The organism is Erysipelatoclostridium sp. An15 (assembly GCF_002160675.1).
GTDB classification, from domain to species: Bacteria; Bacillota_I; Bacilli_A; order Erysipelotrichales; family Coprobacillaceae; genus Thomasclavelia; species Thomasclavelia merdavium.
In genome coordinates this window covers 37,565-58,562 of sequence record NZ_NFLA01000016.1, presented here as the reverse complement: position 1 = coordinate 58,562, position 20,998 = coordinate 37,565, and the positions used below count along the sequence as shown (strand labels likewise).

Below are 20,998 nucleotides of genomic sequence, written 5' to 3'. Positions count from 1 at the left end.
CACAGGGAGTGAGAATAAAACCTTCATCCAAAACAAAACTATTATCTTAAAATTAGAATGTACAATCAATAATGAATTTAATAAAAATCATTAAATGATTACGTACATATTATACGAGGAGTGATTCAAATGAAACTAGTTGATTTAATTATTTCTAATCAATGTAACCATCTCTATTGGCGTTATTTAAAAATAGTTGATAATCCTAAATTATCTCATTTAATTACTTCAAAACAAATTTGTAAAGAAATTGTATCTTATTATAATCAAGATTATCATCATGTTTTAAATGTCTTAAGCGAAACTGAAATCAATTTTTTAAAACACTATCCAACTAATCATAACTATCAAGATCTACCAATTATCAATTCCTTAATCAACAAATGTCTTTTGATCAAAGATATTAATAATAAAAACTACATCACAATACCTGATGATTTAAAAGAAATTGTTTTTAAAGCCATAAATTTAGCGGATATATCTAAAATAAAAAGAATAGATCAAATTAACGAATTATTAATCGGGATTCTTGCAATTCGCGGTGTTATTAATGTTGATGATTTAATTGCTTTTTATCTTAAATATGATTCTTCTATTAGTCATGATACTTTAAAAAAGCATATCGATACTAATCGTTATTTAATCTGGCACTATTTTATTTATCAAGGTGATGATGGTTTATTATTGGCTTATGAACCTTATCAAGTGTATATCGATAAAATAGTTAATAATCAAAAAATTGTTAGCGAAGTTGATTTTACTTATAATAAACATCAGATTCAATTGATTGCTCGTTATGGATTGGATATTGAGCATAATTGTATTAATTGTTTATATCGTGAAATCGAATCAATTAATAGTTATTTACTAAAAGAAATGATTCGTAATCTAATTATTCAAACCTGCCAAACCTGTGAAGATGAAAACAAACTGATTAAAACCATCAAACAATTACAACAAGATACAAATGAAAACCTTAATTATTTAATTACCTTAATACCTAAAGCATTACCATATATTCACAGTGCTGGTTTATATGGTTTAAGTCCTAATGAATATTATCATTTAATCCATCAAGCTTCTAGTTTTACTAAAGAAGAAAGTACGACTTTTTATCAATTGTATTTAAATTTATTAGAGTATACTAATCAACAATTTAACATTACAACTATTTCATTTCATGAACTTGATGAAGTTGATCCGATTGATTTTAGTTATGTTCGAACATTATTATTTAATAATCCAGAAATAATTGATCGTTATTTAAATGAAGATCCTGATCATTTAAATAATGAAGCTAAAAAAATCATTGAAAACTTTAAAGAAGGTTTTATTGATGAATTTTTGATTTTAAAAAATAATGATGACTATTCAATCGTTAGTAATAACAGTGATGTCTATGCTATTTATGGTCTTGTTAGTCATCTAAAAGAAATATATCCTGATAAAGTATTACCAAAAGTATGTAATTTAGCAATTTTACCCTATTTAAATAAAATTGTTTTTGATGGTATTTTAGAAGATCATCCTAATTTAAGACCCACTAATCAAATCAAAGAATATCAAGATAAAGACATTATTTTTACATTAAATAAAACAATTATAAATTAAAACCCCATACGGGGTTTTATTCATTAATAATACGATTACTAGCTAAGTAAGTAGCTAAATAGTAACCACCATAAGCTATCACAATAAACAATGTAGTAATGATAATATTATCAGCAATATTAATATTAACAATTGAACTAATTAGATAATTAATCTCATTTAAAGCTACAAAACTATGAACCAAAGCAACTGTAAGCGGGAAAATAAACATAATTCCTATTTGTACTAATAAACTACGATTAGCCATTTTCTTGCTAGCACCTAATTGATTAATGATTCGATAACGTTCTTTATTATCAGAAGCTTCTGATAATTGTTCGATTGCTAAAACGGTTCCACTAGCAATAGCAAAAACAATTCCTAAATATAAACCTAAAAACGTAAACATCGCACTTGTTCCAACACCAGTTGCACTTAACTCAATTTTAGTATCAGCAATAATCCGGGTTTCAGGGTCGTTGTATTTTTGTAATAGTTCCATAAATTTATCTTCACTAGCTTCTTTATTACCAGAATAATTTCCTACTAGATTACTATTAGGATCGACTTGGCCATATTTATTTGCGAAATCATCACTAATAACAATAAATCCTTCATTACCATTACTATTAGTTATCGAAGTTTCAATCGCATGATTTTCCTGACATGTTAAAGAAGTTGTTCCGATTTCAATAATACCATCATTACTTAAAAATTCATTATAATAATCTAAAGACATTGGCATGGTAGCTACTAAAATATAACGATTATCAGCCAAATCAACTTTTTGTTTTTCATTATTAGCCATTTCCATTAATTTATTATAATCACTTTCTTTGATCGCTGGCATTTTCGTTTGAAATAACAAATCCATTTCATCATATAATTCATTGCCTTCATAAATAAAATCACCCATTGAAAGATCATCAAAATACACATAATTAAAGAGATAATCTTCACTAGTAATATCTTTGTAAGCTGCTTCTTGTCTTAAATTTAACACTTCGTTATTTTCAAAACCAATAGCACTATAATCATAAGGTGTATTATTTCTAAATGAGGCATTCATAGCATTAGCTAACGATAATGATGATGATAAAATACCAATTGTCAGTAATAACATCAAAGAAATTACAGTAGTTGATACTACATGAGTATTAATTTTATTATTCACCTGTTTTAAAATAAAAATATTCAAACCGCGATAATATAATCTTTTACTTAAAGAAACAACTTTTAATAAAAATCCTGAAACTGATAAAAAGAATAAAAATGTTCCCAAAGCACCGCTAATAAGCATCACGATAAAATCCTGACCACCGTTTAATAGGGCATTATCATATAATAAGCTATAAGCATAACCAATTAAAACAAGTGATATAATAAACAAAAAGAAAATTAACCAGCTGTTTTTAATCTTAATTTTTTCATTTTTACTTTTAGCATATAATAAATCTATTAATTTAAAACGATTTAAGCTAATAACATTAAAGATCATTACAATAAAATAAATAACACCAAAATTAATGATCGTTTTAACTAAAGCATCAGCTGAAAAAACAAACGCAAAGCTAGTCATATCTGCTTCAAATAACTTAGCGGTAAAGACTGATACTAACTGTGATAAGCCGATCCCTAAAATTGTTCCTACAACTAAAGAAATAATTCCAACCATCATTGTTTCTAAAACTAAAATCATCGAAACGCGAAAATTAGACATTCCTAAAGTTAGATAAACACCGATTTCTTTTTTGCGTCGTTTGATAATAAAATTATTAGCATAAACAATTAAAAATCCTAATACTATCGCCACAAAAACTGAAACATAGCTTAAAAGATTTATTAAAGTCTGAACAATCTCTTTAGTAGATTCATTTAGCTTTAGCATTGCTGTTTGACTATCAATTGAATTAAATAAGTAGAAAATAGCAATTGCTATTACTAAAGTAATAAAGTAAATTGAATAATCTCTAATACTTTTTTTAATGTTACGAAAAGCAATATTAAATAAGTTCATTTAGCTCACCACCTAATACTGTTTGAACATCCATGATCATATTAAAAAATTCTTTTCGAGAATGATTTCCTTTTACAATCTCACTAAAAATCTTACCATCTTTAATAAAGATGACCCGGTCACCATAACTAGCAGTGAAGCAATCATGAGTAACCATTAAAATTGTGGCATTCAGCTTTTGATTTAAAGTATTTAAACTTTCTAATAATAATCTTGCTGATTTACTATCTAAAGCACCAGTTGGCTCATCTGCTAAAATTAAATCTGGATTAGTAACAATAGCTCTGGCACAGGCAACACGCTGTTTTTGTCCTCCTGATAATTCATAGGGATATTTGTTTAAAATTTCTTTGATTCCAAGTGCACTAGCAATCTTACTTACTTTATCATCTATCAATTTATAATTAGTCTTTTTGATTGTTAAAGCTAGCGCAATATTTTCAAAAGCTGTCAGCGTATCCAATAAATTAAAATCCTGAAAAATAAATCCTAAAGAATCTCTTCTAAATTTAGTCAACTGACGTCCTTTTAACTTAGTAATATCTTGTCCTTTTAAATAAATATGTCCACTAGTAACTCGATCAATCGTTGAAATGCAGTTTAATAAAGTACTTTTACCACTTCCACTAGCCCCCATTATAACTACAAATTCACCATCATCAACATTAAAACTAATATTGTCAACAGCCTTAGTAATATTTGTTTTATTACCATAATACTTTTCAATATTTTCAATTCTTAATATCTTTTCCATCTATCTTCACCTCACTTATTATTATAAGATTTCCGTTATTTTTAACCATCGAATAAAATAACATAACCTTACATTATTGTAAGGTTAGATAAGAATTACATGGAAAAATAATTGTTACAATTGTTTGACCATCTTTTGATGCAATTTTAATTTCATGATTCAATCTTTTACATAGTTTCTTACACAAATACAGCCCAATTCCAGTACTTTTATGATGATTTCTTCCATTGGTACCGGTAAAACCTTTATCAAAAACACGCTCAATTTCATTTTCATCAATCCCAATCCCATTATCTAAAATCAATAATTCAATGTGATCTTGATACTGGTTAGCAGTTATCTTTATCACTGGATCTTTATCAACATATTTAATAGCGTTGTTGATAATCTGATGCAAAATAAATTCAAGCCATTTTTTATCACTATGTACTTTAATAGATAAATTATCTAGTTCAATCTTAATTTTTCGACTAATTAAATCTTTTTTATTTCGTTTAATAACAGTATTAACGATTTCATTTAAATCTACTTCTTTAATCAAATAATCTTTTTCAACATTTTCACTGCGAGCATAAAATAAAACCTGCTCTAAATAATTTTCAATCTTAACCAGTTCCTCTTTAATACTATTATTAACATCACTTCCATTATTTTCTACAACCATCATCGCTGTTGCAAGTGGCGTTTTAACTTCATGACACCACATTTCGATATATTCTTTTAATTCAACTTGTTGAAAACGAATTTCATTAATATGTTCTTTCATTGATTTATCAATTTCATAAATTGATGATACCATTACTTTACCATCTAAAAAATTAGGCTGTTTTAATAATTCAGTAATTAAATATTTTTGATCCAGACTATCAAGAAGCTCAATAAAATTATTATAATAATTACGACGACGCCAATAGTTATAAATAAACACGATTACATAACCGAGTAAAAATAGTGAGGGAATATAAAATATTAAAAACGTATTTAAATTAAATACCCATAAAATTATCCCACTTAAAAAAACTATCGCCATCATAACAATAATGCTTATAAGTTGATCTTTTAAATAATCACTAAATCTCATAGAATTAGATACCCCTGTTTCCGTTTAGTTATAATCACGTCTTTTAATCCAATATCTTCTAACTTCTTTCTTAAACGATTAATATTAACTGTTAATGTATTATCATCAACAAACATATCGCTATCCCATAAATAAGACATTAATTCATCACGTGAAATAATTACACCTTGATGACTTAATAAATAATAAAATATTTTGAGTTCATTTTTTGATAAATCAATTATCTGTTTATCTTTGATAATACAGCTTTTAAAAACATCTAGTTGAATATTGCGATAATTTATTAACATTTCTTTTTGGGGATGAACTCGTTTTAATACTGCTTCAATTCGTGCAAGTAAAATTAAAGGATTATAAGGCTTAGTAACAAAATCATCAGCACCATAATTAATACACATTAATTCATCCATTTCATTATTACGGCTAGTTACAATTATTATTGGCGTACTAGCGCTTTTACGATATTCTTTACATAAAAATTGACCACTGCTATTAGGTAAATTAATATCTAATAAAATAAGGTCCCCATTAAAATGGAGCATTTGATCTAAGGTATCGCTAAAGTCACTGACTACTTCAGTTTGATAGCCGTTATTATTTAAAAAGACTTCTAATTCTTGTCTTAATTTTATTTCATCTTCAACAATCAAAATCTTAGCCATAATCATTACCCATTCAATAATACTTCTTTAATTACTTTAGTATAGGCCTGATAGCCTTTTTCATTTATATGTAAGCCATCTTCATAGTATTCTGCAATTGGTTCCCCTTTTTTATTGCATAATGCAGAATATGGATTTATAAAAGTTACATATCCATAAGGAATAACATTTTTATATTCTTTAAAAATCATTTTTAATACATCATTACTTCTAATTCCTTTTTTTATCGCTTTATAACCATGAGCTTTTTCAATACAAGGAATTGGAGCTACTAAATAAATTTTAGCATCCAAACAGTTATAATGAATGATTTCTACCATTTCTTTGACATTTAAAGCAATATCACGAGGACTTTCCATTACAGTATCCCCTAAATCATTAGTTCCTATCATGATCACTACTTGTTTAGGCTGATATTTAACTACTCCTTCATCAATAAAATTTAAAAGCATTTTTGATGTAATACCCGCAATTCCTGTATTATATTTATTTTCAATTTCGGGATAATATTTTTGTAAATCACAAAGTTCAGTTATTGAATCACCAAAAAATACAGTTCCATTTAATTTTGCTGTTTTATTTTGATTAACTAGCTGTAACATTCTAGTTAAAGTAACCTCTCTTAATTGATAATGGTTTGTTAAAAACTTCATACCTTCTTTCATCTTTATCACCTCGAATATTATTTTAACACAATGATAAAAAAGATAAAATAATGATAAAGGGCTATAGCAAATTAAAGTAATTTGCTATAACCCAATAAGTTAAACTGCTACTTCACTAATTTTATGATCTACTAATTTAATAATTCTTTTACAATTAGATAAAGATGAAGGACGATGGGAAACAATTAACCATGTCTTATCTTTAAACTGTCGATCCAATGTTTGTAACAATGATTTTTCATTAATAATATCTAAACTACTAGTTGGCTCATCCATCACTAAAATATCAGGATTAACCAATAATACTCGAGCTATTCCAATTCGCTGTTTTTCACCACCAGATAGACGATTTTGCATTTCACCCATCAAAGTATCATATTGATCTGGCAATGAACTAATCAAGTCATGAATTCCTGCCATCTTGGCAGCGTTGATAATTTCTTCATCACTTGCATCCGGTTTTCCAAAAGCAATATTAGCTTTGATAGTATCATTAAAGATAAAAGTATCTTGTTGTAAAACACTGATTTTTGTTCTTAAATCAGTTAAAGAATATTCTTTAATATCAATACCATTAATTAAGATTTGTCCACTAGTAACATCATAAAATCTTAATAATAAACGAATTAATGTTGATTTTCCAATACCACTTTCACCAATTAAACCAATTTTATCATCAGCATCAATTACTAAATTCATGTTTTCAACTACTGGTTTATTAGCATCTGGATAACTAAAAGTAACATCTTTAAATTCTATTTTTTTAATATCAGTCAATTTTTTAGGATCTTTGCTTTCTTTGACTAATGGCTCTTTATCTTGTAAATCAAAGTATCTTTGACTAGCAGCATAAGTTTCTACTAAACTAGATACAACAGTAGTTAAAGACTGCGTTGATGAAAAAGACGCTGATACTAAAAATGATAAAATGATTACTGCAGATGAATCAACACTTTTAACCAAAGCTAGATAAGAAGCAACAGCGATAACTACTATTCTTGCTAAATAGATAAAAAACGTTGGCAAAGAAATTACAAATTGACGATGATAAGCTAATAAATGAGTTGAACGATTAATATCCTGATTAATTTTAGTAAGTTCCTCACTACGAGCTTTTCCATAATCAAAGATTTGAATTTCAGATAAGCCATAAACACTATCTAGTAAAAACGCTTTTAACTTACCTAATTTTTCTCGATATCCTAGTCCAATATTACGCCCCAACTTAATAGCTATTAATGGTAAAACAATACTAATAATTAAATAGATTGGTAATAACGCTAATACAAATAAAGAATCAATCATTCCAGCGATAATTAATGTTATTACTGGTAATAAAATAACCGTAAATAATGGGCCAATAGTATGAGCAAAAAAGAACTCAATACTTTCAATATCTGATATTGCAAGCGACATAATATCCCCACTGCTTCGATCAATCAAACCACCAGGAGCTAACTTACGTAACATTGCAAACATATCAATTCGCATCTTAGCTAATAATTTATATGCTCCCGCATGAGAAAAATAGCCTTCTAAATAACGACAAATTACAATTAAAACAGCACTTATTATCATTAAAACACAACATACAGTACTATTTAAGAATTTAAGTTTACCAGCAATACTTAAAATAAAACAAGCACCAAATCCCATCAAACCCAGCTGCATAGCATTACCAACTATACTTACAATCGTTGATATTACAAAATACTTTTTTTGCTCAGTTGCAATTTTTAATAATCTTTTTGTCAGTGTAAATAAAGATGGTTTTTTATTCATAACTTAACCTCTGCTTTCCCTGATTTTCCAAGATTTCTTGTTCCTTAACCAGCTGATAATATTCACCTTGTTTATCAAGTAATTCTTCATGACTGCCTTGTTCTACTAATTGGCCTTTATTTAATACAATAATATTATTAGCACGTTGAATTGTTGAAAGACGATGTGAAATAATAATCAATGTACGACTCTGTTTTAATTCTTTAATACATTGCCAAATTTCATCTTCGCTATCACGATCAACACTTGATGTAGCTTCATCAAAAATAATATATGGTGCGTTGCTTAATAAAGCTCTAGCTAAACCGATTTTCTGTCTTTGTCCACCAGAAAGTTTTGATCCACTATCACCTAAATCAGTTGATAAACCTTCAGGTAAACTTTTTAACCAGTCATATAAACGAACCTGTTTTAAAACATTTAAAATTTCAGTAATCGAAGCATCAGGTTTAGCAATCCGCAGATTTTCTTCTAAACTGCCACCAAAAATACTAACTCGCTGTGGTACCATGATAATATTTTTTCTTAATTCCTCAGGACTTTGCTGGTAATAGCTTTTTCCTTCAAAAAACAAATAACCAGTATCAGGATCAATAAAACGCATTAACATACTAGCTAAAGTACTTTTACCACAACCACTTCGACCAACTATTGCTGTGGTCTTACCTTTAGGAAAAGCAACTGCTAAATGATTTAATACCGTTCTTTTTTCTTGATAATTAAAACTTATATCATGTGCAATGATACCATCAAAATTATGTAAATAATCTAAAGTTTCCTTAGAATATTTTTCAATGATCTTATCATTAGTTGTTTCAATACTTTCTTGTTTTCTAGTAGTATCCATAGCTAAGATTTCCTCTACTTTAATGGTAGCGGCAATTCCTGATAAGGCATCATGAGTAACATTCATCAACTGACGAATTGAGCTAAAAAAGCTATATGAAAGCATTAATACTAATATTCCTTGAGAAAAATCAAGCTGATTATTGTTCATTTGAAAACAAGCAATACATACAGCAACAACAATGCCACCATAAATCAAACCATCTGATAATAAAAATGATGAAAAATTCATTTTCATGATCGACATTGTATTTTGATTAAAAACATTAGCTTTTTCTTTTAAATGATCATGACGATTTTGATCTTGATTAAACAATTTTAAAGTCACTAAACTTTTTAAACTTTCTAAATAATAACTAGTTAAATCTTGAAAACTAGTCCAATATTCCTTTTTTAACTGATCGATCATACTACGAAAATAGTTATTCAATAATGGTAAAGCAAAAGAAATAACTAATAATAATAATGCAACTGGAAATGATGTATCTTTAAGATTAAAAAACAAATATATCGGTGCCATTAAACTATACAGTAAACTTGGTAAATACCGCGTATAATAAACCTGCATCAATTCAACTCCATCACCGACACTGCTAATTGCATTACTAGCGCCAATTTTTTCAACCTTTCCAACATCAAGTTCTAAAATCTTATCGAAAATAGCTTTACGTAAAGAAATTCGCGCTTTAGCACCACAGCGATATTCAGCTTCACCAGTCAACAAATCAGCAACCAAAATCAATAGTGAAGCAAATACTGCACTAACAATAGCACCTATCAATTCTTCTTTTGATAATGATGGTTGATATAAATCACCCAAAAACGCTGATATCGTTTGAGCAAATAATACCGTTCCTATTAATGTAAGCATCTTCAACAATGCAATTATAAAAATCCAAATCCGAACACCTTTAGACATCTTAATCAGTGTCTTATTGATCAATAACATTCTTTTCCTCCCTAATAATCTTACTATTATTAACTTTTTAATAACATGATAGACATATTATCCTATATTCAAAAATTAAAAGCAACAAATTAAACCTAATCAATAATATTCTAAATAAAATATTTTGTCCATAACAAAAAATAGTGTTACAATAATAATAGTCAATTTATAATGGAAAGAAGGTAATAAATCATGATTATAGGAATTCCAAAAGAAATAAAAAATAACGAAAATCGCGTTTCAATGACTCCTGCTGGGGTTTATGCCCTTTGTAAAGCTGGACATCAAGTATATGTTGAAACTAATGCTGGTAATGGCAGTGGTTTTAGTGATCAAGAATATCAAGAAGCTGGTGCTATAATTTCTTCAAGTGAAGAAGTATTTGCAAAAGCTGATTTAATTGTAAAAGTAAAAGAATATTTAGAAAGTGAATACAAATATTTACGCGAAGATCAAATGGTTTTCACATATTTGCATATCGCTAATAACGAACCTTTTGCTAATGCATTAATTGAAAGTAAAACAACAGCTATTGCTTATGAAACAGTAGAAGCTAATCATTCTTTACCATTATTAACACCAATGAGTGAAGTAGCTGGTAGAATGGCTGTTCAAATTGGCGCTAATTTACTTCAAAAAACTAATGGTGGTCGTGGTATTTTATTGGGTGGTGTTTCTGGAGTATTACCTGCCAACGTTGTAATTATTGGTGGTGGTAAAGTTGGTATTAACGCCGCTAAAATGGCACTTGGTTTAGGTGCTAATGTTCAGGTTTTTGATATTAACGTAAATACTATGGCTTATATTGATGATATTAGTAATGGAGCTATTCATACAGTTTATAATAATGAATATAATTTAAAAGAAGCTGTAAAAAATGCTGATTTAATTGTTGGGGCTGTTTTATTACCAGGAGCTAAAGCACCAAAAATTGTAACTGAAGAAATGGTTAAAACAATGAAGGAAGGTAGTGTTATTGTTGATGTTGCTATTGATCAAGGTGGCTGCATTGAAACTTGTGATCACGTAACAACTCATGATAATCCAACTTTTACTAAACACGGGGTTGTTCATTATTCAGTAGCTAATATGCCAGGTGCTGTACCAAGAACTTCTACTATGGCTTTATCTAATGCAACTTTACCTTATATTTTAAAACTAGCAAATCAAGGATTAGATGCTTTAAAAGAAGATCCTGGATTTATGAAAGGTTTAAATACTTATCAAGGAAAATATACTTGTAAAGCAGTGGCTAGTGCCTTAAATGGTGAATATGTTGCTGCAGAAAAATTACTTTAATCAATCAAAAAATCACGATTTCCGTGATTTTTTTCTATACATATTTATTAAAAGGTTCATTTTCATGAACCTAAGTTAACTGTTCTATTTTACAATGATGTTTTTTAGTTTCTTTATCATAGCTTATTGCTACTAAAAGCAGATTATCCTGATACTTCTTTAATCCCTGAGGATAGTTTTTTTCTTTAATTTGATCTATTGCTGTCTTTACTTTCTGATCCCATTTCAATTCTATTATCATCGCTGGTTTATTATCTATTGGAATAAATACCATGTCAGCAAAACCTTTACCACTTGGCATCTCTCTTATTATCGTATAATGATTTCGCGCTGTTATATATGCTATTGCAATTGTATATGACAAGGCATTTTCGTTATTGTAGGTAAGTATCGCTGTATCTAAATGTGCCTCTTCTATATATCTAGCTACTGCTTCTTCATCTTTGTTCCATGTTGCTTGTAAGAGTTCACGACTATTTAATAATGCCCTCGTAGTTTCATGCCAATTCGAACTTCTAATAGAATTAACAAATGAATCAACAACTTCTTTGTTAGGAATATAACATGTATGTAAAGAACCGTTATATCCTAAATATCCCAAATGTATAAGAAGTGTCAATACATCATCCTTTGATTTGAATGTTGTCATGTCATTCTGGAATGATGTTGTTTGAACGGGTATATTTTCTTCTGCTAAGAGTTGAACGATATTATCCTTCAAACCATCAAAGTTCATATCTATATAAACCTGCAAGGCTTCATAGGTTTCTGTTGATGTCCAATAATTTCCAAATTGTTTTCTCACAATTGAAGAAACAACAGAGCGAGGAGAAAAAGTTGAAATATCATTTGTCATGTGATACCCATCATACCATTGTTTCATCTCATCAAAACTAATGTTGTATTGAATACAAAGATTTTGAACTTCAGTTTCAGTAAATCCCATAAATTCAGATAATAATCCCGGATCAATCATTGAGATTTCTTCAAACATATTCAAGGCACTATGTGTTCCATATTTCTTGATGGGCAATATACCCGTCATATAAGCCAGTTCTATATAAGGCTTATCTTTCAACAAGTTTCTTAAGAAATCAAGATATATCTTCTGCGATTCTTTGTCTTGAGCATATTCTCTAAATATACAATCCCATTCATCTATAACGAAGATAAATCTAGTATTCGTTTCTACATAAACATCTTCCATAATTTGAATAAGATCAGAAGTATCTATATAATCCACTTTTGGAAAGACTTTCTTAAGTTCTCTAAGTATCAACTTAGCAAGAAGTAAAATCATCTTTTCTATATCATGTGTCTTACTCAAGAAGTCCTGCATATTGATATGAATGACATGATGTTTGTTAAGATGTTCTAAATAAATGTCGGTCTGACTAATTTTTAATGAATCAAAGATATTACGAGAATCACAACCCATTGAATAATAGGCGACAAGCATATTGGCATCGGTACTCTTTCCAAAGCGTCTGGGTCTTGATACACAAATATATTTATTGACTTTATTTCTCAAATATTCAATATGTTGAATAAGCAATGATTTGTCAACATATATCTCTTTATTGACTGCTTCATAAAAATTTTGATTTGTTGGATTTAAATAGATTCCCATACTTATCACCCTTTCTTTTTCATTATAACATTTCCATATTGATTAATCATCTTTATTTTATAGCGCTTCTATAAAAAACACCATAAACTCAATTTCATTATTATCATTTTATTCTACTTTTATTTTTTAATATACAATTATGTTCTTTACGCTTAAAATATATTAAAAAGCTTTCTTCCATAATTTCCTTCAGGTCCTCTTTTCCCATAGAAAAATTATATTTGATGGTATAATTTTTTGATTTTTTCTTGGCATTTGAATTTCTCCTATACATAAATAATATTTTTATTAATTTAAACAAAATATATAATTTTTAAACCGATTTAATATACTGATAAAAAAACATCTTGCTAGTCTACAAGATGTTTTTTTGCCATTTTATATATGGACAATGGCCTACGATAACTTTTTAAATTATCTGATAACTATTTAACTCATAGTAAGTTGCTGTAATACTGGTGTCAATAGATATTTCAATTAGCTTACTATGATCATATATACGAGTTGTAAGAGCATATTCACCATCATTGATGAATATTTCTAGTGATGATACATCACTAAAGATTGTTACGTTTTCAATTTTATCAATTACAATATGTCGTTTATTTCGACCATAACCACTGTCTTTTAATGATAAGGTTAAAAGATTATCATGATATTCAATCACTGCATCTTGTCTTAACTTTATTTTAAAATCGTGATTATTTATCGGTAAATATAGCTCATAAACATTACTATTGCAAGTGATTTTTTGATTATTATTAATTTTTACATCATTCTTACATTTTCTTAACGCTTTTGTTTCATCAATTGGGTATTGATAAACTTTACCATCTTTAAATGTTAATTGTCTTGGTAATGTCAAAGCATGCTGCCAGTTATTTTTTACCGTTGGATTTGTATAAGGAGCATCCGGTAATCCCATCCAGCCAATAATAATTGCTCGATTACTTTCATCTTTAAATAACTGTGGGGCATAATAGTCAAAACCATGATCAAATTCTACAAATTCACTTAATGAATATTCATTTTCAATATCACCATTTACTAGAAAATAACCATTTTGATAAATATTTTCATATTTATAACCTTCTGTTTCTACCCCTTGCGGGCAACAAAATAAGATCATTTGTCCATTTAAATCAACAAGATTAGGACATTCCCACATATAACCAAAAGGCTTTTTAGTTGTAATTCGATTAACTAGTTCAAAATGTTTTAAATCAGTTGATCTATATAATAAACAACAACCAACATCATCATTTGTTCTAGCTCCTAAAATCATATTATAATGATCACCATTTTTAATAACCTGAGGATCTCTTACATGTAAAGTCAAATCTTCTGGATAATCACTGTTTTTCATTAAACAAGTTTTATTTGTTAACTCGATACCATCTTTGCTAGTTACCATCATTGTATTATGCTCACGTCCTGTATGAATATAATCATGATTGCCAGGATGTTTTACATTACCAGTATAGTAATAATAAATAGTATCATCTTTAACAATAGCTGACCCAGAATAGACACCGCCTTGTTCAAACTGACTATCAGGATATAAAGCAACTGGTTCATTTTTAAAGGTAACAAAATCTTTAGTACTATAATGCCCCCAGTATTTTTGACCACCTAAACAATTTTCAGGTGAATATTGAAAGTAAAGATGATAAGTACCTTTAAATTGACATAATCCATTAGGATCATTTAGCCAGCCAGTTGCTGGCATTAAATGATATTCAAGACAATATTCATCTTTAACTGCTTGTTTTTCCATATCTTTAATTTGTTTATTCGTTAAACAAGTCATATTATTTCTCCTAATTTAATTTTATAATTGGCTGGTTTAATTCCACATCGCCTTGACTAACTATTTCAAAACTATTTTGACTAGTTAATACAACTGGTGTAGCTGTTGGACAGCCTGCTTCTTCAATCATCTTAAAATCAATTTCCATTAATTTATCACCTTGATTTACTCTTTGCCCTTCACTAACTAATAAATTAAATGGTTTTCCTTCTAATTTTACCGTATCTAGACCAATATGAATTAATAATTCCACACCATCATCACTTTTAATTCCTAAAGCATGCTTAGTTGGGAAAATCATCGTAATTGTTCCGGTAACAGGTGCTGTTAAATAATTATTAGTTGGGAAAATTACAACCCCATCACCCATCATTTTTTGAGCAAATATTTCATCTGGTGCTTCACTAACTGGTGCTACTTTTCCTGCTAATGGTGCACTAATAACTTCAGTTTTAACCTTACTATCAGTAGTTGTATCTTGTGGTAATTCATCAGTTTTTGCTGCTTGTTTTTTTTCATTACGTTTATATAAAACAATAGTTAATGCAAATGCTACCGCAATACTAATAATCATTCCGATTCCAAAATTCAACCAAGAATTTGGATCAATTGAAATAAATCCTGGTAAACCGGCAGCTCCTAAAGCAATGGCAAGAGTTTTAGTTGCTGCTAAATAAGCACTTCCGGCTGCTGAACCAATCATTGCTGCAATAAATGGATATTTAAGTTTCAATGTTACCCCAAACATTGCTGGTTCTGTAATTCCAAGTAATGCTGAAATTCCAGATGCTGAACAAATACTTTTTAATTTTTTATCTTTTGTTATTAATAAAATAGCAATAACTGCTGCCCCTTGAGCAACGTTAGACATTGATGCTGTTGGGAAAATAAATGATCCCCCTGTTGTTTCTACTGCTGCAAGTAATTGAGTTTCTACTGCAATAAAGCTATGATGCATACCGGTTAAACAAATTGGTGCATAGAAGAAACCGAAAATAGCTCCCCCTAACATTCCTAGTGTATTATACATCCAAGAAATTCCATCTGATAATAAAACCCCGGCTTCTCTTAAAATAGGTCCAACAACAATAAATGTAATAAAACCAGTAATCAAAGTAGATAGTAGCGGTGTTGTTAAATTATCCAACCAGATTGGTGTAACTTTATGCAAACGTTTTTCAATGTTTGCTAAAATCCAAGAAACTCCTAAAACCGGTAATACTGTTCCTTGATACCCCACCGCTTCAACTGTTAAGCCAAATAAATTCCAAACAGGTATTTCAACTCCGGCTTTACCATAATCATAAGCATTTAATAAATCAGGATGAACCATGATCATTCCCATAGCAGCTCCTAAATATGGGTTACCGCCAAACTTCTTGGTAGCACTAAAACCTATTAAGACTGGTAAAAAAGTAAATGCCGCATTTGAAAAAATATTGATAATAGATGCTAAATCTGACCATTGTGGATAAGCTTCAATTAAACTTTTACCAGCAAAAAATAACCCTTTAGCGGTTAAGATATTATTGATTCCCATCAATAACCCGCCAGCTACGATAGCTGGAATAATTGGTACAAAGATATCACTTAATAATTGTACTAATCGTTGTAAAATATTGCCCTCTTTTTCTTCTTTTGGTTCTGGGACTGTTTCGGTTTTAATTCCTAAGATATTAGTTACTTCATCACAAACCAGATTAACTAATCCTGGACCTAAAATAATTTGATATTGCCCCTTAGCTAAAAACGTACCTTTAACTACTTCAATATCAGTTAATGCTTCTTCGTTGATTTTACTTTCATCAACTAGATTTAAACGTAATCTTGTAGCGCAGTGCATTGCCCCTGTAATATTACTAGCGCCACCGACATTTTCAATAATGTCTTTTGCTATCTTGTTGTAATCCATTCTCTTTCCTCCTTATGGTATCGGTTCCATGTCTATAATATATACTTCAATTATAGCGGTGTCAATAGTTTTCAATAAAAAAATGGTACCGATACCATAATTATTTAAAAAAAGATGGTATTACCCAAAATACCACCATATTTTTTACTTATTTAAATTTTTAACACTATTACCTGAAATCAAATGATAATTGATTAATTGTAGATTATCAACACGATTTCCTTCAATTAAATCAATAATAGTTTTACCAGCACGAATCCCTGTTTCTTCATTATCAAAACGAATTGTCACTAAACTTGGCGTAATAAAAAGCGAAGTTTCATAGCCGCCAAAACCAATTAATGAAATATCTTCAGGCATATTATACCCTAATTCATTAATGGCTTTTAAACAGCCTAAAGCAATATTATCAGTAGCTCCAATCATTAAAGTTGGCCGTTTTTTCTTTAAATAATCTAAGGCTTTTTTATAAGCTTTTTCAATTGAAAAATCAGTTTCTAAAATATCAACCGTTTCTACACCATAATCCTTTAATCCGTTAATAACACCATCTTTACGATAAATTCCTACCGCTTCATCTTTACCATTTACCCCAACATAACAAACTGAGCGATGTCCCATTTTAGCTCCATATTTACCAACATCATAACCAGCATTATAGTCATCATTAATAATTGAAATACCAGCACCATAACGTTGAGCCACAAATAATAACGGAATATCCAGCTTAGCTGCAATACTTTGATGAGCTAAAGTTACTGTTGTTGCAATTAAAATTATCCCATCAACATTCATGCGCCATAATTGTTCTATCGAGGTTAATTCACGCATCTCATCATGATTAGTATTAATAATCAAAGTTGTATAGCCATGATCTTTTAAATATTGATCTGCCATCATCAAAACCCTTGAGGTTGTAATTGAATCAAGACATGGGGCAACGATCCCAATTACTTTTGAATATTTAGCTTTTAAAGACTGGGCAATAGTACTTGGCTCATAATGACATTCATCGATTATCTTTTTTAATTTCTGTCTTGTTTCTTCTTTTACATAACCACCATTAAAATAACGGGATACGGTACTTTTACCAACTCCAGCCATTTTAGCGATATCACTCATTGTATATTTTTTTTCTTTCACACTTATTACCTCGATTAAAAAAATGACGGGTTTTCCCGCCTGTTGATTTAATTTTACCCTATTTTAAGATTATGGTCAAATAGTTGTCTATCAAATAAAATCAACTTTATTGATCATTTCATGTTTTATTTTTAAATTAGGATGAACATAACGATCCAAAGTAATATTTACACTAGAATGACCTAATATTTCACTTAATGTGCGATCATCCATTCCTGAAGCAATACACAAAGAAGCAAAGGTATGTCTTAAAGTATGAAAATTAGTATCTTTTATTTCTAATTGATTCAATATTTTTTTAAAATATCTAGATAATCGTCTTGGTTCAACCCAATATTCATTATTACTTAAAATAAAATCATTTTCATGAAAGTTACAGCTTTTTAAAATCGGCATCATTATTTCTGGTACTGGAATAATTCTTTTGGATGTTTTTGATTTTGGTGAACTAATGACAATTTTAGTTTTACTACTGGCTTTAGCAACCTGTATGCGTTGTAATGTATATTGGATGTTTATGATTCGCTTATCTAAATCAATATCACTTTTTCTTAACGCACATAATTCCCCGATCCTTAAACCACAACAAAGACTCAAAGCAATTCCAATATTTAGCGGTTCAGGATCATCTTTAACAAAATCAATAATTTTCTGGCAATCTTTTTTCTCTAATACATATAATTTATCATTTGCTTTTTTCTTTTTAGGAAAAACTACATTTGATAACACTTCATTACACATTCCTAGATTATAAGCATATTGAAAAGTCTCTTTTATTACAAACAAAACAGTTTTTAAACTACTTTGTGATAAACCTTTACCATCTTGACGTCCACTAGTTGCCAGCTGTTTTAAAAAACGATTGATTTCAATTGTGTTTAATAATTTAATATCTCTTTGACCTAAAGCTGGTAAAATGTATAGTCTAGCAGTCATTTGATATTTATTAAAACTTTGCGGTTTAACACTATTTTTTATATAACTTAACCAGCCATTACAAACATCTTTAAATAAAACTTCTTCAACTAATTTATCATTACTACATCTTAAAATTTTTACTTCCGGGTAAGTATCAGTAAATACTGATGTATAGATTGCTTTTCCTTGACTATCATATCCTAAAATAATTTTTATTTCATAATTTTTCTTTTTTTCCGCCATAATCTACCTCCTTAATTCTTAATTTCAATTGAAAATTCCCAGAAACAAAAGATTATTAATATCAAATATTTAATGTTTATTTAATCTTTATAATATCATTATCAGCTATCTAATTATACATCAATTTATGATAATGTTGTGATTGATTATGTGATTGATATTGAATTGAATTATGTGATTTTTTTATTGGTTAGTCTATAATCAAAACTTATTTTTAATTATTTATTTTAATTCACTTTAATTATCTTTCTTTTTTTAAAAAAGTGCTTTAAAAATATTGATAATTTTAGCGATTATTCTTGATGTAATCATAAAAAAATGGTATTTTTTAATAGACATTTTATCTAAGGGGGAACTTTATGAATAAAGTAGTAAAATTTGGCGGTTCTTCACTTGCTGATGCTACACAATTTAAAAAAGTAGCCAATATTATTAATAGTGATAAATCGCGACGCTTTGTCGTGCCTTCTGCACCAGGGAAAAGATTTAAAGAAGATACAAAAGTTACTGATCTTTTATATCAAGCATACAATGCTAAAGATCAAGATACATTTAAAAAGACATTTGATTTAATAAAGAAACGTTATCAAGATATTATTGATGAATTAAAATTAGATTGTTCACTTGATAAAGAGTTTGAAGTTATAGAAAAAGCTTTTACTGATAAAATCGGGATTGATTATGCTGCCAGCCGTGGTGAATATTTAAATGGTATTGTTTTAGCTAATTATTTAGGTTTTGAATTCATTGATGCTAGTGAAGTTATCTTCATTGATGAAAATGGTAATTATGATCCTGAAAAAACTGATCCAATTTTATCTAAACGATTAAGTACCGTTAAAAACTGTGTTATTCCTGGTTTTTATGGTTCATTAAATGATGAAAGCAATACAATTAAAACATTTTCACGTGGTGGTAGTGATATTACTGGTTCAATCGTTGCTCGTAATGGTCATGTTGATTTATATGAAAACTGGACTGATGTCTCTGGATTTTTAGTTGCCGATCCACGTATCGTTAAAAATCCTGATACTATTGCAACAATTACCTATAAAGAATTACGAGAATTATCTTATATGGGTGCTAGTGTTTTACATGAAAATTCAATTTTCCCAATTCGTAATGAAGGGATTCCAATTCAAATTAAAAATACTAATCGCCCAGAAGATGAAGGAACATTAATTGTTGAAACAACTTGTCATAAACCAGATCATGTAATTACTGGTATTGCCGGTAGACAAGGGTTTGCAACGATCAGTATTGAAAAAGATATGATGAATAGTGAAATTGGTTTTGGTCGCCGCGTTCTTCAAGTTCTTGAAGATAACCAATTATCATTTGAACATACACCCTCAGGAATCGATACAATGAATATTATTGTTGAAGCTAATAGTTTCATTGACCATGAACAACAAATCTTAGCTGGTATTCATCGCGCTGTCCAACCTGATTCAATTGAATTAGAGTCTGATTTAGCGTTGATTGCTATTGTTGGTCGTGGTATGAAAGATGGTCGTGGAACTGCCGCTAAAGTTTTTACTGCTTTAGCTAAAGAAAATATTAATATTAAAATGATTGACCAAGGATCTTCAGAATTAAATATTATTGTCGGAGTTAAAAATGTGCATTTTAAAAATGCCATTAGAGCTATATATCATACTTTTATCGATGAAGAAAAAAAATCAGGTTTTAACTAA

General features: G+C 28.9%; 15 protein-coding genes. 3 read left to right on the top strand and 12 right to left on the bottom strand.

The annotated features are described in order from the left end of the window. Positions 1-129: 129 nt before the first annotated feature. Positions 130-1,611, top strand: a complete 1,482-nt coding sequence (locus tag B5E92_RS06955) for a hypothetical protein (protein WP_087300557.1) — start codon at positions 130-132, stop codon at positions 1,609-1,611. 16 nt (positions 1,612-1,627) lie between these two features. Here B5E92_RS06955 and B5E92_RS06950 read toward each other — a convergent pair whose 3' ends face one another. The 7 genes from B5E92_RS06950 to B5E92_RS06920 all read right to left on the bottom strand — a co-directional run bounded on the left by B5E92_RS06950 (position 1,628) and on the right by B5E92_RS06920 (position 10,346). Then, a complete protein-coding gene (locus B5E92_RS06950; RefSeq protein WP_087300555.1) occupies positions 1,628-3,607 on the bottom strand; it encodes an ABC transporter permease in 1,980 nt (659 codons plus the stop codon). Continuing rightward, a complete protein-coding gene (locus B5E92_RS06945) occupies positions 3,594-4,361 on the bottom strand; it encodes an ABC transporter ATP-binding protein (RefSeq protein ID WP_087300553.1) in 768 nt (255 codons plus the stop codon). Before B5E92_RS06945 ends, B5E92_RS06950 begins: the two co-directional genes overlap by 14 nt. Positions 4,362-4,434: 73 nt before the next feature. Then, positions 4,435-5,442 (bottom strand): HAMP domain-containing sensor histidine kinase, encoded by a 1,008-nt coding sequence (locus B5E92_RS06940; RefSeq protein WP_087300551.1) that lies wholly within the window; start codon positions 5,440-5,442, stop codon positions 4,435-4,437. Next, positions 5,439-6,104, bottom strand: coding sequence for a response regulator transcription factor (locus B5E92_RS06935; protein WP_087300549.1), 666 nt, complete (start codon positions 6,102-6,104; stop codon positions 5,439-5,441). Before B5E92_RS06935 ends, B5E92_RS06940 begins: the two co-directional genes overlap by 4 nt. 5 nt (positions 6,105-6,109) lie before the next feature. Further along, complete coding sequence (locus B5E92_RS06930; RefSeq protein ID WP_087300547.1) at positions 6,110-6,769, bottom strand: GDSL-type esterase/lipase family protein; 660 nt, start codon at positions 6,767-6,769, stop codon at positions 6,110-6,112. A gap of 99 nt (positions 6,770-6,868) precedes the next feature. Further along, positions 6,869-8,551, bottom strand: coding sequence for an ABC transporter ATP-binding protein (locus tag B5E92_RS06925; protein WP_087300545.1), 1,683 nt, complete (start codon positions 8,549-8,551; stop codon positions 6,869-6,871). Then, positions 8,544-10,346, bottom strand: a complete 1,803-nt coding sequence (locus B5E92_RS06920; RefSeq protein WP_087300543.1) for an ABC transporter ATP-binding protein/permease — start codon at positions 10,344-10,346, stop codon at positions 8,544-8,546. Before B5E92_RS06920 ends, B5E92_RS06925 begins: the two co-directional genes overlap by 8 nt. Before the next feature lie 192 nt (positions 10,347-10,538). On the opposite strand from B5E92_RS06920, the gene ald reads away from it, so the two are divergent. Further along, entirely contained in the window at positions 10,539-11,645 is a 1,107-nt protein-coding gene (gene ald / locus B5E92_RS06915) for an alanine dehydrogenase (protein ID WP_087300541.1), read from the top strand. Positions 11,646-11,715: 70 nt separating this feature from the next. Here ald and B5E92_RS06910 read toward each other — a convergent pair whose 3' ends face one another. From B5E92_RS06910 to B5E92_RS06890, 5 genes are all read right to left on the bottom strand, one after another. Continuing rightward, positions 11,716-13,275 carry an AAA family ATPase gene (locus B5E92_RS06910; RefSeq protein ID WP_087300539.1) on the bottom strand — a complete coding sequence of 520 codons (1,560 nt, stop codon included), beginning with the start codon at positions 13,273-13,275 and terminating at the stop codon, positions 11,716-11,718. A 409-nt stretch (positions 13,276-13,684) separates the two neighbouring features. Beyond that, complete coding sequence (locus tag B5E92_RS06905; RefSeq protein WP_087300537.1) at positions 13,685-15,085, bottom strand: glycoside hydrolase family 32 protein; 1,401 nt, start codon at positions 15,083-15,085, stop codon at positions 13,685-13,687. 10 nt (positions 15,086-15,095) lie between these two features. Beyond that, the gene (locus tag B5E92_RS06900) at positions 15,096-16,997 is read right to left on the bottom strand and encodes a sucrose-specific PTS transporter subunit IIBC (protein WP_087300535.1); all 1,902 of its coding nucleotides are present in this window, start codon (positions 16,995-16,997) and stop codon (positions 15,096-15,098) included. 144 nt (positions 16,998-17,141) lie between these two features. Continuing rightward, a complete protein-coding gene (locus tag B5E92_RS06895; protein ID WP_087300533.1) occupies positions 17,142-18,140 on the bottom strand; it encodes a LacI family DNA-binding transcriptional regulator in 999 nt (332 codons plus the stop codon). A 90-nt stretch (positions 18,141-18,230) separates the two neighbouring features. After that, positions 18,231-19,301 (bottom strand): site-specific integrase, encoded by a 1,071-nt coding sequence (locus tag B5E92_RS06890; protein ID WP_087300531.1) that lies wholly within the window; start codon positions 19,299-19,301, stop codon positions 18,231-18,233. Between the two features lie 359 nt (positions 19,302-19,660). On the opposite strand from B5E92_RS06890, the gene B5E92_RS06885 reads away from it, so the two are divergent. Continuing rightward, complete coding sequence (locus B5E92_RS06885; protein ID WP_087300529.1) at positions 19,661-20,998, top strand: aspartate kinase; 1,338 nt, start codon at positions 19,661-19,663, stop codon at positions 20,996-20,998.

Excerpts from the sequence above, each read along its gene's own strand:
- B5E92_RS06925 (WP_087300545.1), bottom strand. The coding sequence starts at position 8,551 with ATGAATAAAAAACCATCTTTATTTACACTGACAAAAAGATTATTAAAA.
- B5E92_RS06900 (WP_087300535.1), bottom strand. The coding sequence starts at position 16,997 with ATGGATTACAACAAGATAGCAAAAGACATTATTGAAAATGTCGGTGGC.
- B5E92_RS06905 (WP_087300537.1), bottom strand. The coding sequence starts at position 15,085 with ATGACTTGTTTAACGAATAAACAAATTAAAGATATGGAAAAACAAGCA.
- B5E92_RS06945 (WP_087300553.1), bottom strand. The coding sequence starts at position 4,361 with ATGGAAAAGATATTAAGAATTGAAAATATTGAAAAGTATTATGGTAAT.
- B5E92_RS06935 (WP_087300549.1), bottom strand. The coding sequence starts at position 6,104 with ATGGCTAAGATTTTGATTGTTGAAGATGAAATAAAATTAAGACAAGAA.
- B5E92_RS06940 (WP_087300551.1), bottom strand. The coding sequence starts at position 5,442 with ATGAGATTTAGTGATTATTTAAAAGATCAACTTATAAGCATTATTGTT.
- B5E92_RS06910 (WP_087300539.1), bottom strand. The coding sequence starts at position 13,275 with ATGGGAATCTATTTAAATCCAACAAATCAAAATTTTTATGAAGCAGTC.
- B5E92_RS06890 (WP_087300531.1), bottom strand. The coding sequence starts at position 19,301 with ATGGCGGAAAAAAAGAAAAATTATGAAATAAAAATTATTTTAGGATAT.
- ald (WP_087300541.1), top strand. The coding sequence starts at position 10,539 with ATGATTATAGGAATTCCAAAAGAAATAAAAAATAACGAAAATCGCGTT.
- B5E92_RS06930 (WP_087300547.1), bottom strand. The coding sequence starts at position 6,769 with ATGAAAGAAGGTATGAAGTTTTTAACAAACCATTATCAATTAAGAGAG.
- B5E92_RS06955 (WP_087300557.1), top strand. The coding sequence starts at position 130 with ATGAAACTAGTTGATTTAATTATTTCTAATCAATGTAACCATCTCTAT.
- B5E92_RS06885 (WP_087300529.1), top strand. The coding sequence starts at position 19,661 with ATGAATAAAGTAGTAAAATTTGGCGGTTCTTCACTTGCTGATGCTACA.
- B5E92_RS06950 (WP_087300555.1), bottom strand. The coding sequence starts at position 3,607 with ATGAACTTATTTAATATTGCTTTTCGTAACATTAAAAAAAGTATTAGA.
- B5E92_RS06920 (WP_087300543.1), bottom strand. The coding sequence starts at position 10,346 with ATGTTATTGATCAATAAGACACTGATTAAGATGTCTAAAGGTGTTCGG.